A 14,070-nucleotide genomic window follows, 5' to 3' on the forward strand; every position below is an offset into this window, starting at 1 on the left:
AATATTGAATATTCAATCTTTTCAAATACTACACACAGTCACGTTAAAATATGCTAAATTATTAAAATGAAAAAATTAATAGCTGCTTTATCTATATTTTTTGTATCGATTATTAACCCAAATATATCAAAATCCGATTCACCGTATGGAGAAGGTCAACTTCAATTAACTGAAGGAATGGTAGATTATTTTATTAAATATATAAGTAATCCTGGTGGTAGAAAATATCCTTCCGATTTTTATGTAACAATTGATGGAACTGATGGAACCTACTGGACTTGTTCACAAGGAGCAAATTGTGCTCCAGGAAGTGCAAAAACTGATATTAAACAATGTGAAAGTTTAACAGGTAAAAAATGTAAAAAATTTGCAAGATTAAGGACTGTTAAATGGAAAAATGGAATTAACCCAGCAAAAGGAAAAGCAGCAAAATTTAGTAAAAAAATGTCAGATCAAGAATTTCGAGACAAACTAAACAAGCTAGGATTTTATAAAAATAATTTTAATATTACATCGTCAAATGAAGATACCACACAAAAAAAAAATACTGACAACTCATCTGCAAGCAATTCTTATTCATTGAAGGGTGAAAGAGCTATAGCATTAAGCTGGAAAGGTTACTCTGATTTAATTGCTGGAATTATAGATTTTGACGAAAAAAATTATAAAGGTAACATTAATTTAGATTTACCAAACAATGATGGTTCCTGCGAAGGCAACTATATACTTCAAAAAAGCGGTAAAGGCACTTGGCAGCTTTCCTGTTCAAATAATATGGGTGCTTCTGGCACACTGAAATGGATTAAAGATGGATCTGTAACTGGAAAAGGTTTAGATTTTAATGATAATAAAGTTACGTTTACAGTTTCAAGCAAATCTTAACTCTTTGTATTGCTATTAAATTAATTGTTTTTTCTTTATAAATTTAAAAATTTCTGCTAATTGGTGTATTAACTGGAAGGATGGGTGAGCTGGTTGAAACCAGCGGTTTGCTAAACCGCCGTACGCTTGAAAAGGTGTACCGAGGGTTCGAATCCCTCTCCTTCCGCCATCAATATAATGGGTTGTTTTTGAAAAAATCTTTTAAATATATTGGTTTTTGCGACAATACATATCTATAGACATTATAATTCTCTAATACTCTTTGGACATAATTTCTAGTCTCTTTAAAAGGTATTAATTCAATCCAATCTATATAATCAGTTTGTTTTTTTTGTGGGTTCTTATTTAATCTTTTCCAATATTTTACTCTCTTAGGTCCTGCATTGTAAGCAGCCATTGAGAAAGGGTAGGATCCATCGTATTCAAGAATTAATCCAGCTATATAAAATGAACCAAGATTTATGTTGTACTCAGGGCTTTTAGTTAATCTTGATTTTGAATATGAAAGTTTTGCCTGCTTAGCAACTGTTTTTGCAGTGTATGGCATTAACTGCATTAAACCTTGAGCACCAACTCTACTATTTGCGCTCGTATCAAACTCACTTTCTTGTCTAATGATGGAAAGTATTAAAGCTGACTCTGGTATTTTTCTTCCACCAACTTTTGTAGGAGTACTTATAATTGGATAATTATATTTATTGTGAAATCTCTTTTGATACGATGCAATCTTAGAAACCTGAATTGCAAAATCAAATCTACCTATATCTGTTGCTAACTTTGCGGCAAGCACTTCACTACCTTTATCAATATTGTCATTAGCTAAATACCTTAAAATATGCTTAGTATACTTATCTTTATTAAGTTCATCTAATAAATGGACAGTAGCAACAATTTTGTTTCTATAAAAACTTTCAGCATAATTTTTATCAATTTGCATTAATTCTGATAATTCAAATTTCTCTCTAGGCTTTGCTTTCATGTGAGATAATTGACCATAATATGTTGTTAGATATTTAGAACCAATTACATACCATTTCTTTGAATTTTCTTTGTCCTTTAATTTTTCATAAGTTCTTCCTAACCAATAAGCACCTCTGGATAGACTGATTGGGTAGCTGACATTTTCATAAAATTTAATAAAATGATCCTTTGCTAAAATTGGATCGTTTAAAAAACTTAAAGCTATCCATCCACTTAACCATTCAGCTTCAGCAAGTTCTGGTCCTTTAGATAATTCATTCTTGCTAGTTACTTTATACGCCTCTTCATATCTTTTTTTATAGATTAATTTTCTTGCGATTTTAGATCTTTCACCCCACCATTTATCGGGTCTAACCATATATTCTTTAGTATTTTTTATATTAAATAAAATATCTAATGAGCTATCGAGTCTTCCTCTTTTTACTCTCCATTTTAATCTGTTATAATTTAAACCTGCATCATTTTTTAATTTTGCTGGTACTTTAGATATAGCAGTATCAACACCATATGAATTACTCATAAGTATTTGTCTTGCTGTGTATAAAAGTTGGTAATCTTTTGGCAAATATCTTAACATTCTTTTTAGGTCCCAATGTTTGTTTTCCCAAGCAAGATGATCAGCTCTTTTTATATAATCTTCAGATGTCAGATATTTTTTAAATTTTTTTCTAAAATTAATCAGATCACTTTTTGTTAAATCAGCTCTTATAAATCCTTTTTTTATTAATTGAATTCCTTTTTGCTTATTACCTGATTTAATTAGGCTTTCTCCTAAAACCATCTCACCAAAACCACTTATGTATGGATGTTTTTCAAACCATTTAATTATTTCTTTAGGTGATTGATTTTTTGTAGATATTTTATGTTCTGCTAAGTACTTAACACGACTTAATCGTGGGTATGTTTGCACACTTTCAATAAAGTTTTTATACTCGTAAAATGTTGCTCTATTGCCTGGCGTTAGCAAATGTCGCCATTGTATAAAATTATATATTGACTTAGCTCTAGCTTTTTTTGCTACTTTTAATGCATCTTTCCAGTTACTTTTCTCCATAAAAGCAATTGCTTGTCTTGCGTAATTAAGATCTCTATCACTATAATATTTTGATTTTTTTGTAGTACTTAACCTTTTCTTGTGAACAATAAGAGGTTTATTTTTTGGAATTATTATTCCATCAACTCTTTTGACAACAATTTCTTTTTCCTTATCTAGTTCTTTTAAAAGCTCTAATTGATCCTCTGATGCATATGTTCCTGGTTTAAATTTTGGTATTATTATTCCCGAAATATATTTGTCTTTTTTTTCCTTCGCTAAATTAGGTTTTGGCCCTGGAATTATTAAATTCTCACAAAATGCCGATTGAATACTGAACAAAAAGAAGATAATTGTAGTACAGATTTTAAATGATTTTTTCTTCATTTTTAAAATAAACGACAACTTATGATATAAATAATTATGTTTAAAGGTTCAAATGTTGCTTTAGTTACACCGTTCAAGGATAACAAATTAGATGAAGAAAGTTATATAAAGTTAATTAATTTTCATCTGGAAAATGGTACACATGGACTAGTTCCTGCTGGTACAACAGGTGAATCTCCAACCTTAAGTCATAAAGAACATGAAAAAGTTATCGAACTTTGTATAAATGAAGCAAAAGGAAAAATACCAGTTATTGCAGGAACTGGATCTAATTCAACTGAAGAAGCAATAAATCTTACAAAGCACGCGGAAAAAGCTGGTGCTGATGGTGCACTAGTAGTTACACCATATTATAACAAGCCTACTCAAGAGGGTTTATATCAACACTACAAAGCCATTAACGATAACTGTGGAATACCTATAATTGTTTATAATATTCCAGGAAGATCTGTAATTGATGTTTCAGTTGATACTATGGCGAGAATGTTTGAACTTAAAAATATTGCTGGAGTAAAAGATGCAACTGGAATTCTTGAAAGAGTAGACCAACACAAAAATAAAATGGGATCTGAATTTATACAGCTAACAGGAGAGGATGGTTTAGCTTTTGAATACAACAAAAGAGGAGGAGTTGGATGTATTTCTGTCACTGCCAATGTTGCCCCTAAACTTTGTTCTGAGATGCAATCATTATCTACTTCTGGAGATCAAGATAAAATTAGTCAAGCAGAGAAAATTGATGCCTCATTACAACCTCTTCACAAGTCACTTTTTATTGAAAGTAATCCATCACCTGTAAAATATGCTGCTAAACTATTAAACTTATGTGATGATGCTGTAAGATTACCACTAGTTAAAATTATGGATACTACCAAACAAGAGGTAGAGAAGGCACTTAAAATCGCAAAATTAATTAATGAATAAAAAAACCTTAAGTGGTTTAAAAATCATAACATTAAATAGAAAAGCTTCTTTTAATTATTTCTTTAAAGAACTCTTTGAGGCTGGAATTGTATTAAGAGGATCTGAAATAAAATCTATAAGAGACGGTAAAGTTAATATTGCAGATTCATATGCTGTTGAAAAAGATGGTGAAATTTATTTAATTAATTCTCATATTCCTGTTTATAAACAAGCTAGTTATTCAAATCATAGCCCATATTCTGAAAGAAAATTATTATTAAATAAAAAGGAAATTAATAAATTGATTGGTAGAATTAATGAAGAAGGATTTACATTGGTTCCCACAAAAATGTATTTTAAAAAGGGAAAAGCAAAGCTAGAAATTGCCGTTGCAAAGGGAAAAAAACAGCATGATAAACGACATACAAAAAAAACTAGAGATTGGAACCGTGAAAAAGCAAGGTACTTTAGAAAATCGAGCTAATTATGTGTATTTAGCACTAGGTTCAAATCTTGGAAATAAAATTAGCAATTTAATTAAAACCCAACAATTAATCATAGAGAGCAACATTCAAATTTTGAAATCTTCAAGCCTTTATAAAACTGAGTCCTGGCCTAACAAAAAATTTCCTTTTTATGTAAACTCAGTGATATTGGTGAAAACGTCTTTTAATCCTATTAAATTATTTAACATCATTAAATCAATAGAAATAAAGATTGGTAGAAAAAAAGCTATAAAAAATCATCCTAGAGTTTGTGATATTGATATTATTGATTTTAATGGGAAAGTTTATAATTTAGAAAAAAATAATCAAAACCTTTCAATCCCGCATAAGTCAATGCATTTAAGGAATTTTGTTTTATTTCCACTATTTGAGATATCAAAAAACTGGTCTCATCCAATTTTAAAAAGAAATATTAAAGATTTAATATTTTCTTTGCCCACAGACGAACTAAGAACTATTAAATTAATCTAAAAAAAATGATATAATATAAATATGATTAATTCTGAAGATCTCATTAATAAGGTTAAATCTTATAACAAATTTCTAAATCCTGATGCATTGTCAAAGGCTTATGAATTCGCCTTGAAGGCGCATAAAAACCAAAAAAGACATTCTGGCGATCCATACGTTATTCATCCAGTTGCAGTGGCTAATATATTAACAGATTTAAAACTTGATAGTGCTACAATAGCAACTGGTTTGTTACATGATACCATAGAGGATACTCATGCTACTTACAAAACTATAGAGGAAGAGTTTGGTAAAGAAGTTGCAGATCTTGTTGATGGTGTAACTAAGATTTCCGAGTTTGAAAATCAGGCTATATCAAATTCAAAAGCTGAAAATTTCAGAAAGCTTATTCTAGCTACTTCTAAAGATATAAGAGTTTTATTAGTAAAACTCGCTGACAGATTACATAATATGAGAACGTTAAAAGCAATCGATAAAATTGAAAAACGTCAAAGAATAGCAAAAGAAACTATGGAAATTTATTCACCGTTAGCAGATAGAATGGGTATGAATAGAATAAGAGATGAACTTGAGGATTTATCTTTTGAGGTTTTGAATCCAGAGGCAAGAAAATTAATTAAAGATAGATTAAACCAAATCAAAGATAGCAATTTAGTTAATTATAATAATGTATTGTCTGAATTTGAAAATTTATTAAATGAAAATAATTTAAAATTTAAAATATTTAGTAGAGAGAAAACACCTTTTTCAATATGGAGAAAAATTCAAAAGAAAAGAACTTCATTAGAGCAAATAACTGACATTATTGGTTTTAGAATTATACTTGATGATGTTGAAAACTGTTACAGATGTTTAGGAGCTTTACACAGTAAATGGAACTGTATACCAGGTAAATTTAAAGATTACATATCATCACCAAAAATTAACAACTATAAATCTATTCATACTGCAATCATTGGTCCCAATCAAAGACCAATTGAAATACAATTAAGAACAAGTCAAATGCACGAATTTGCACAAAGAGGTATAGCATCACATTGGAAATATAAATCATCAGAAAAATTTAATTCACTTACATGGAAAGAGTATGATTGGTTAGCAGATCTTGTCGAGATAATTGATAAAAATGAAAATCCAGAACATTATTATGAATATACAAAACTACAAATGTTCCAAGAAAATGTATTTTGTTTTACTCCAAAGGGTTCTGTTATTAAACTACCAAAAAATGCAACACCAATTGATTTTGCATATGCTGTACATACTCAAGTTGGTGATACAGCGGTAGGTTGTGAAGTAAATGGTAATGAGCAAGCTTTGCAATCTGTACTTAGAAATGGAGATGTCGTTAAAATTATAACATCTAAAAAAGTTTCTCCATCATTGCATTGGTTAACTAGTACTAAAACAGGTAAGGCTAGGGCAGCAATACGAAGATATTGGCAATATAGAGAAAACACAAAACCTTTAAAACAGAAAAGATATAATACTACACTGTGGATTTCCTTAGAAGATGAGCCAGGTAAATTAGGTGATGTGACAACTATGATAGGTATTAATAATGTTAATATTTCAAGTGTCGAAATGGTGGAGAAGACAAAAAAAAATATTAATTTTAGATTTAATTTAATAATCCATGATTTGAAAAACTTTACAAAACTTATTAGTGAACTAAAACAGAAAGATTACAATTTTAAAATTATAAGACATAAGAACAAAAAATATGCTTTCTTTAAAAGACTCTTTAGCGGTTTTAAGAAAAACTAATGCTCTTTTAGAAGGTCATTTTGTATTATCTTCAGGTCTTCATTCACCAAAATATGTACAATGCGCAAAACTTCTAAGCTATCCACATCTATCAAAAAATTTCTGTAATTCATTAAGTAAAAAAATTAAAAAAAATTTTAAAAAATTTGACCTTATACTTGCACCAGCTATGGGTGGCATTGTTATAGGATTTGAAATAGGAAGAATACTTAAAAAGGAAACAATTTTTTGTGAGAGAGTAGAGGGGAAATTCAAATTACGAAGAGGTTTTGATATAAAAAAAAATTCAAAAGTTTTGATAATTGAAGATGTCATAACAACAGGAAAATCGAGTTTAGAATGTTTTAAACTTATTAAAAAAAAAAAGGCTAAAGTTATAGGTTATGCATGTTTGATAAATAGATCAAATAAGAAAACATTAAAAATTAAAAAAGGAAAAATCATATCACAGATTAAATTAGATGTTCCTACATACAGTAAAAAAAATTTACCAAATTTTCTAAAAAAAATTCCTATCACAAAACCAGGAAGTAGATTTTTGAGATGAGTATAAGATTAGGTGTAAATATTGATCACGTAGCAACTTTAAGGAATGCAAGAGGTGAAAAACATCCTGATCCATACTCGGCAGCACTATCAGCCTTAAAATATGGAGCTGATTCAATTACAATTCATTTGAGGGAGGATAGAAGACACATAAATGATATTGATTTGAAAAAAATTACAAAAAATAAAAAAATACCAACTAATTTAGAAATGGCTGCAAACGAAGAAATGTTGAAAATTGCAATCAAATCAAAACCTAACTTTGTTTGCATAGTTCCTGAAAAACGACAAGAAATAACGACTGAGGGTGGATTAAATCTAAAAAAAAATTTTAAAAAAATTAAGAGAATTATTCAAAAATTGAATAATTCTAAAATTCGTACAAGTCTGTTTATTGATCCAAATATTGAAGATATAAAGTTTTCTAAAAAAATCGGCACACACTGTGTTGAATTACACACTGGTAAATTATCTTTTAAAGTTAAAAATAAAATAAATTATTTTAATGAACTCAAAAAAATTAAAAAATGTTCAGAATTAGCAAATAAGTTTAATATTGAAGTACATGCTGGTCATGGCATGGATTATAAAACAGCAAAAATATTAAAAAAAGTCAAATTTATTAAAGAATTTAATATTGGTCATTTTATTATTGGGGAGTCAGTTTTGTTTGGAATGAATAAAGTAATTAAAAATTTTAAGAAAATAATAAGATAACATGAATATCATAGGAAATGGTGTTGATATTGTTGAAAATAAAAGAATTAATAAATTAATCGACGATAAGAAATTTATCAAAAGAGTTTTTACAAACAAAGAAATAAGATTTTCAAAAAATATAAAAAATAAAACGAATTATTATGCAAAAAGATTTGCGGCTAAAGAGGCATTCGTTAAAGCTTTAGGCACTGGTTTTAGAAATAATATAAATTTTTCAGATATAGAGGTAATAAATAATAAATTAGGAAAACCTAAAATAAATATTTCTAAAAAGGTAAGAACTTTTATAAAAAAAAAATTTAAATTAGATAAACCAAAAATTTATGTTTCATTATCCGACGAAAATAAGCATTCTATTGCTTACGTAATACTTGAAAACACTTAATGAAAAAATTTATAATAGATAATACTAAAACCCTTATTTTTGCATTAATAATTGCAGTTTTTATTAGGTCAATTCTTATACAACCTTTTTATATACCATCTTCTTCTATGGAACCTAATTTATTTGTGGGAGACAGATTATTTGTGACAAAATTTTCATATGGATATAGTAAACATTCTTTTCCTTTTAGCCCACCTATATTAAATGGGCGTGTATTAAGTGATAATCCAGAAAGAGGAGATGTTGTTGTCTTTAAAACTCCTGCTGATAACAGAACTGACTATATTAAAAGATTAATAGGATTACCAGGTGATGTTTTACAGTTTATCGATGGAGATCTGTATTTAAATAATAATCAAATAGTTAAAACCATAAAGAATAAAAATGATTATTTATTTTGTGGAAACAATGAAATAAGTGTTTCAACATACGAGGAAAAATTACCAAATGGAAAAAAATATTTTGCATCATATAGAAATGACATATCCTTTAAAAATTCTGACAAATTTATAGTCCCAAAAGATCATTATTTTTTTTTAGGTGACAATAGAGATTGCTCAAAAGATAGTCGATTTTTATCTGAAGTTGGTTATGTGCATAAAAATAATTTAGTTGGTAAAGCACAAATATTGTTTTTTTCTTCTGATCCGAGAAAAGGTAGTATTTTTTTGATTTGGAAATGGAACGAAATAATGAGATTCAGCAGATTATTTAAAAAAATTAAATAGTGAAAAGCAAATTTAAAAATTTAGAAAATAGAATAAATTATGTATTTAAAAATAAGGTTTTTTTAATAACTGCATTCACACATAAAAGTTCAGACTCTGAAAATAATTACGAGAGACTAGAATTTCTTGGTGATAGAGTTTTAGGAATAGTAATTTCAAAAAAATTACTTGAATTATATCCAAATGAAAAAGTTGGTAGTCTTGATAAAAAATTTGCATCTTTAGTAAATAAAAATATGTGTCTAGAAATTGGTAAAAAATTGAAAATAGATAATTTTATAAATATTGGAAAGGATAAAAGCAGAAAACAAATTGAAAATAAAATAATTTCAGATTGTTGTGAGGCATTGATAGGTGCAATTTTTTTAGATTCAAATTTGGATCAAGCAAAAAAATTTATACTAAACAATTGGAGCACTTATTTGAAATCTTCTTTTGATAATGTTGTGGACGCAAAAACCAAATTACAAGAATATTCACTTAAAAAATTCAAAACTCTTCCTAGTTACAAACTAATATCGAATACAGGCCCTAGACATAAACCAACTTTTAAAGTTGGAGTAAAAATTAGTAACACAAATTATATTTTTTCTACTGGATCTTCTAAACAAAAAGCAGAGCAATCTGCTGCAAATGAATTACTAAAATCACTTAATAAAAAATGAATTGGCAGGATACAGGTTTTTTACTCTCAAAAAATAAGTATAGTGAAAATAATTCTATAGCAGAATTTTATACCAAAAATCATGGAAAAGTTACTGGTGTAATTTACGGATCCACATCAAAGAAAATAAAAAACTACTTATTAATAGGTAATAAATTTCATTTGAACTTTAATTCTAAGAATGACTCGAAGGTTGGTTACTTTAAATTAGAGATTGACCAAGTAGTTACACCATTATTTATGGACGATAAAAATAAATTATTATCTATTTCCTATGCAATGAGTTTAATTAAATTATTAACTGTTGAGGATCAACAAAATGAAAATGTTTTTTATCTTACTGACAATTTAAAAAATATATTAAATCATAACAAATGGCTTTTAGAATTTATTTTTTGGGAGCTTAGTTTTTACAAATGTGTTGGTTATGATATTGAATTTAAAGATTATGTGAGTGAAGAAATTGGATCTAATGGTAACAAAAAATATTTTGTAAAATCTACAAAAAAAAATGTTCCAAACTTCCTAATTGATAAAAATTTTGAAATCGATAACTATAATGAGTTATTGATCGGCTTTAAAATTGTAGGTGATTATTTAGAAAAAACTATACTAAAAACAATTGGCATAAACTATCCAAGTTCAAGATCTAACCTATATACGTCTATTAAAAATCTAAGTTTATTTGATCAGCAAAATATGAAATTATAGCGTTTGATCCAGCTCTTTTAAATGCCATAAGGGTTTCATAAATGACGTTATCGTCTATTATTCCTTGTTTAATACCATTAGCTATAAGACTGTACTCTCCTGAAACTTGATACGCTAAAACTGGAATTTTAAAATGTTCTTTAACGTTTTTAATTATATCTAGATAAGGTAAACCTGGTTTTACCATTACCATATCTGCACCTTCTTTAATATCGATTGAAACTTCTCTTAATGCTTCATTGGTATTTTTAAAGTCCATTTGATAAGTTTTCTTATCTCCTCTTAAAGCACCTTTTGATCCTACAGCATCTCTAAATGGTCCATAGAAACTTGATGCATATTTTACAGCATAAGAAATTATCTGAACATCTTCAAATTTGTTTTTATCTAACTCTTTTCTTATTTTTCCAATTCTTCCATCCATCATATCTGATGGTGCTATTACATCACAGCCCATTGATGCTTGTAATAGTGATTGTTTAACTAAAACATTTATTGTTTCATCATTAACAATTTTACTATTTTTTAACAATCCGTCATGACCGTGAGAAGTATATGGATCAAGAGCAACATCACACATTATACCAATTTCATTTTTATATCTTTTTTTAATGTATCTAATAGCCTTACATACTAAATTATTTTCGTTTAATGCTTCAGAGCCTAATGGATTTTTTAACTTAATTTTTGTTTGAGGAAACAGTGCAACCATAGGAATTTTTTTTTTAATTGATTTGTCTATTATCTTTGAAAGTCTATCTATTGAATATCTATAAATATTAGGCATAGATTTAATAGGAATTTTTTGGTTAGAGCCATCTGTTAAAAAAATTGGAAGAATCAGATCGTTATAAGAAAGACTATTTTCCTGTACAAGCCTACGTGACCAACTATTTTTTCTTGATCTTCTCATCCTTAAATTTGGATATTTTCCTGTGATAATCATTATTAATTATATGTATGATGCGACAAAAGTTATATGTTATATATAAAATAATAAAGTATTTATTTAGCGCATGAACAACGTATCTTATCTTAAAGAAGTAAAAAAAAGTAATTCTAATAGTGATTTTCACTTACAAGACGTAAGTTTTGACATTGAAAAATTACAAGCTGCTTGTGATGAAGTATTGAACATGAAAGGCTTTGACACAAGTTTAGGAATACCCCACTTTGCAGGTATATCATTAAATCAAATACCAGGCGACCCTGACTCAATTAAAGGAAGCAAGGTTAGAGGAGTATACTGGACAAAGCCAGATTCAACTGGGAAAGAAGTTAGCCGTGATGTTGCAATAGAGGAAGAAAAATATACTGAATTTGTAAAAGATTTCGAACACACTTATTTCAAAGAAGTTTACGATGTATTAAGCAAAAGATACAAACTTGGGAGAATGAGATTATTGTTAAAAGAACCTCGATCAACTTTAAGTTGGCATAGAGACCCAGAGCCAAGACTGCATATACCAATATATACTAATCCTGGTGCAATTATGGTTGTTGATAAAGTTGCTCAACACATGCCTGCTGATGGTTCTGTCTGGATTACAAACAATACAAAGTATCATAATGCTTTTAACGGAGGTGAAGAAAATAGAGTTCACCTAGTTGCATGCGTTTTAGATTACAAATTTAATTAGTTTGAAAAAAATTTATATTGCTTCAGATCATGCAGGTTATTCTCTTAAAAACTTCATTTTTGAAAAACTTAAAACGAAATTCGATATCATGGATTTAGGAACTAACAAGAAATCTGTTTCAGTAAATTATCCAACATATGCACATAAGTTGAGCAAAATGGTGTCAAAAAAAAAATCTAATGTTGGTATATTGATTTGTGGTTCAGGATTAGGAATGTCTATGGCTGCAAATAGACATAAGAAGATCAGAGCTGCATTATGTTATTCCATTAAAAATGCGAAATTATCAAGATTGCATAATGATGCAAATGTTATTACATTAGGTGAAAGACTAACTAATAAAAGTTTAGCAATGAAATGTGTTAACACCTTTTTAAAAACTAATTTTGAAGGGGGAAGACACTTAAAAAGAGTTAAAAGGATTTAATATGTCTAGTGAAAGTAAATATATAAATAATCAATACCAAGATTTTTTTGAAAAAAGTTTAAAACAAAGTGATCCAGATATTTATAAAGCAATTAATGATGAATTGATAAGACAACAAAATCATATTGAATTAATTGCATCCGAGAATATAGTTTCACAAGCAGTACTTGAAGCACAAGGTTCTGTTTTAACAAACAAATATGCTGAAGGTTATCCAGGAAAAAGATACTATAATGGATGTGAGCATGTAGATGTAGCTGAGGATTTGGCAATAGAAAGATTAAAAAAACTTTTTAATTGTAAATTTGCAAATGCACAACCTCACTCTGGAGCTCAGGCTAATGGTGCTGTATTTTTAGCTCTACTAAAACCAGGCGATACGTTCATGGGAATGAGTTTAAATTCTGGTGGACATATTACACATGGATTAAAAATATCTATGTCGGGAAAATGGTTTAATGCAATTGGATACGATGTTGATAAACAATCTGAATTGATTGATTATGATAATGTTGAGAAATTAGCTTTAGAACATAAACCTAAATTGATTATTGCTGGTGGTAGTGCTTATTCACGAGTAATTGACTTTAAAAGATTTAGAGAAATAGCTGATAAAATTGGTGCTTATTTCATGGTTGATATGGCACATTTTTCAGGTTTGGTTGCTGGTAAAGGGTATCCAAATCCAGTTGACCATGCTCATGTTGTTACATCAACCACGCATAAGGTATTTAGAAGTGCGAGGGGTGGTATAATTTTAACTAATCACGAGGATCTTGCAAAAAAATTCAATACTGCAGTTTTCCCAGGTTACCAAGGTGGTCCATTAATGCATATTATTGCTGCTAAAGCCGTAGGATTTAAAGAGGCTCTAAAACCAGAGTTCCAAGATTATATAAAAGAAGTTTTAGCAAATGCTAAAATATTAGCCGAAACTTTAAAAAATAACGGTTTTAAAATTTATTCAGGTGGTACTGATACACATCTGATGTTAGTTGATCTAAGACCATTTAATGTGAAAGGTAATCTTGCAGCTGAAAGTTTATCTCGAGCAAATATTACTTGTAACAAAAATGGAATACCTTTTGATACGGAAAGTCCAATGGTTACGTCTGGTATAAGGTTAGGCTCACAAGCAGCAACAACAAGAGGATTTGGATTAAATGAATTTAAATTAGTTGGTGAATTAATAACAAAAGTTATTAAGGGTTTATCAGATAATCCAAATGATAATTCAAAAATTGAAGAAGAGGTTAGAAAAGAAGTTGTAGATTTATGTTCGAATTTTCCTATATATAAACACTTAGGATAATTAAAAC

16 protein-coding genes and 1 tRNA gene are annotated in these 14,070 nt (G+C 28.5%); 15 read left to right on the forward strand and 2 right to left on the reverse strand.

What is annotated here, in order from left to right; translation table 11 throughout:
- The first annotated feature begins 66 nt into the window (after positions 1–66).
- Together B8063_RS06645 and B8063_RS06650 are read left to right on the forward strand one after the other, a co-directional pair.
- Positions 67–882, forward strand: a complete 816-nt coding sequence (locus B8063_RS06645) for a hypothetical protein (RefSeq protein WP_085070643.1) — start codon at positions 67–69, stop codon at positions 880–882.
- 74 nt (positions 883–956) lie between these two features.
- A tRNA-Ser gene (locus B8063_RS06650) sits at positions 957–1,051 on the forward strand.
- Here B8063_RS06650 and B8063_RS06655 read toward each other — a convergent pair.
- On the reverse strand, positions 1,052–3,283 hold the full coding sequence (locus B8063_RS06655) for a transglycosylase SLT domain-containing protein (RefSeq protein WP_085070645.1): 2,232 nt from the start codon (positions 3,281–3,283) through the stop codon (positions 1,052–1,054).
- 36 nt (positions 3,284–3,319) lie between these two features.
- Between B8063_RS06655 and dapA the strand changes: the two genes are divergently transcribed.
- The 10 genes from dapA to recO are packed head-to-tail and all read left to right on the forward strand — an operon-like array spanning position 3,320 to position 10,684.
- Positions 3,320–4,207 carry a 4-hydroxy-tetrahydrodipicolinate synthase gene (dapA, locus tag B8063_RS06660; protein ID WP_075521519.1) on the forward strand — a complete coding sequence of 296 codons (888 nt, stop codon included), beginning with the start codon at positions 3,320–3,322 and terminating at the stop codon, positions 4,205–4,207.
- Entirely contained in the window at positions 4,200–4,670 is a 471-nt protein-coding gene (gene smpB, locus B8063_RS06665; protein ID WP_085070647.1) for an SsrA-binding protein SmpB, read from the forward strand. The genes dapA and smpB overlap by 8 nt, the downstream gene beginning before the upstream one ends.
- Entirely contained in the window at positions 4,636–5,163 is a 528-nt protein-coding gene (gene folK / locus B8063_RS06670) for a 2-amino-4-hydroxy-6-hydroxymethyldihydropteridine diphosphokinase (RefSeq protein ID WP_232311389.1), read from the forward strand. The genes smpB and folK overlap by 35 nt, the downstream gene beginning before the upstream one ends.
- A 21-nt stretch (positions 5,164–5,184) precedes the next feature.
- Positions 5,185–6,930, forward strand: coding sequence for a RelA/SpoT family protein (locus B8063_RS06675; protein WP_075521516.1), 1,746 nt, complete (start codon positions 5,185–5,187; stop codon positions 6,928–6,930).
- Positions 6,887–7,477 (forward strand): orotate phosphoribosyltransferase, encoded by a 591-nt coding sequence (gene pyrE, locus B8063_RS06680; RefSeq protein WP_085070652.1) that lies wholly within the window; start codon positions 6,887–6,889, stop codon positions 7,475–7,477. Before B8063_RS06675 ends, pyrE begins: the two co-directional genes overlap by 44 nt.
- A 2-nt stretch (positions 7,478–7,479) precedes the next feature.
- Positions 7,480–8,193 carry a pyridoxine 5'-phosphate synthase gene (locus B8063_RS06685; RefSeq protein WP_445082352.1) on the forward strand — a complete coding sequence of 238 codons (714 nt, stop codon included), beginning with the start codon at positions 7,480–7,482 and terminating at the stop codon, positions 8,191–8,193.
- Position 8,194: 1 nt separating this feature from the next.
- Complete coding sequence (gene acpS / locus B8063_RS06690) at positions 8,195–8,581, forward strand: holo-ACP synthase (RefSeq protein WP_085070658.1); 387 nt, start codon at positions 8,195–8,197, stop codon at positions 8,579–8,581.
- Positions 8,581–9,309 carry a signal peptidase I gene (lepB, locus tag B8063_RS06695; protein ID WP_085070660.1) on the forward strand — a complete coding sequence of 243 codons (729 nt, stop codon included), beginning with the start codon at positions 8,581–8,583 and terminating at the stop codon, positions 9,307–9,309. Before acpS ends, lepB begins: the two co-directional genes overlap by 1 nt.
- Complete coding sequence (rnc, locus tag B8063_RS06700) at positions 9,309–9,974, forward strand: ribonuclease III (RefSeq protein WP_085070662.1); 666 nt, start codon at positions 9,309–9,311, stop codon at positions 9,972–9,974. The genes lepB and rnc overlap by 1 nt, the downstream gene beginning before the upstream one ends.
- Positions 9,971–10,684 carry a DNA repair protein RecO gene (gene recO, locus B8063_RS06705; RefSeq protein WP_085070664.1) on the forward strand — a complete coding sequence of 238 codons (714 nt, stop codon included), beginning with the start codon at positions 9,971–9,973 and terminating at the stop codon, positions 10,682–10,684. Before rnc ends, recO begins: the two co-directional genes overlap by 4 nt.
- Here the strand turns inward: recO and hemB are convergent.
- Positions 10,641–11,627 (reverse strand): porphobilinogen synthase, encoded by a 987-nt coding sequence (gene hemB / locus B8063_RS06710; RefSeq protein WP_075521574.1) that lies wholly within the window; start codon positions 11,625–11,627, stop codon positions 10,641–10,643. The genes recO and hemB overlap by 44 nt on opposite strands.
- 73 nt (positions 11,628–11,700) lie before the next feature.
- Between hemB and B8063_RS06715 the strand changes: the two genes are divergently transcribed.
- The 3 genes from B8063_RS06715 to glyA are packed head-to-tail and all read left to right on the forward strand — an operon-like array spanning position 11,701 to position 14,063.
- The gene (locus tag B8063_RS06715) at positions 11,701–12,324 is read left to right on the forward strand and encodes an aspartyl/asparaginyl beta-hydroxylase domain-containing protein (protein ID WP_075521509.1); all 624 of its coding nucleotides are present in this window, start codon (positions 11,701–11,703) and stop codon (positions 12,322–12,324) included.
- 1 nt (position 12,325) lies between these two features.
- Positions 12,326–12,751 (forward strand): ribose 5-phosphate isomerase B, encoded by a 426-nt coding sequence (gene rpiB, locus B8063_RS06720; protein ID WP_085070667.1) that lies wholly within the window; start codon positions 12,326–12,328, stop codon positions 12,749–12,751.
- A 1-nt stretch (position 12,752) separates the two neighbouring features.
- Positions 12,753–14,063, forward strand: a complete 1,311-nt coding sequence (glyA, locus tag B8063_RS06725; protein WP_085070669.1) for a serine hydroxymethyltransferase — start codon at positions 12,753–12,755, stop codon at positions 14,061–14,063.
- The last annotated feature ends 7 nt before the right edge of the window (positions 14,064–14,070 follow it).

Origin of the sequence: Candidatus Pelagibacter sp. RS40 (assembly GCF_002101295.1) — a bacterium.
In the GTDB taxonomy this organism is placed as follows: Bacteria; Pseudomonadota; Alphaproteobacteria; order Pelagibacterales; family Pelagibacteraceae; genus Pelagibacter.

Excerpts from the sequence above, each read along its gene's own strand:
- B8063_RS06645 (WP_085070643.1), top strand. The coding sequence starts at position 67 with ATGAAAAAATTAATAGCTGCTTTATCTATATTTTTTGTATCGATTATT.
- B8063_RS06655 (WP_085070645.1), bottom strand. The coding sequence starts at position 3,283 with ATGAAGAAAAAATCATTTAAAATCTGTACTACAATTATCTTCTTTTTG.
- dapA (WP_075521519.1), top strand. The coding sequence starts at position 3,320 with ATGTTTAAAGGTTCAAATGTTGCTTTAGTTACACCGTTCAAGGATAAC.
- smpB (WP_085070647.1), top strand. The coding sequence starts at position 4,200 with ATGAATAAAAAAACCTTAAGTGGTTTAAAAATCATAACATTAAATAGA.
- B8063_RS06675 (WP_075521516.1), top strand. The coding sequence starts at position 5,185 with ATGATTAATTCTGAAGATCTCATTAATAAGGTTAAATCTTATAACAAA.
- pyrE (WP_085070652.1), top strand. The coding sequence starts at position 6,887 with ATGCTTTCTTTAAAAGACTCTTTAGCGGTTTTAAGAAAAACTAATGCT.
- acpS (WP_085070658.1), top strand. The coding sequence starts at position 8,195 with ATGAATATCATAGGAAATGGTGTTGATATTGTTGAAAATAAAAGAATT.
- lepB (WP_085070660.1), top strand. The coding sequence starts at position 8,581 with ATGAAAAAATTTATAATAGATAATACTAAAACCCTTATTTTTGCATTA.
- recO (WP_085070664.1), top strand. The coding sequence starts at position 9,971 with ATGAATTGGCAGGATACAGGTTTTTTACTCTCAAAAAATAAGTATAGT.
- B8063_RS06715 (WP_075521509.1), top strand. The coding sequence starts at position 11,701 with ATGAACAACGTATCTTATCTTAAAGAAGTAAAAAAAAGTAATTCTAAT.
- glyA (WP_085070669.1), top strand. The coding sequence starts at position 12,753 with ATGTCTAGTGAAAGTAAATATATAAATAATCAATACCAAGATTTTTTT.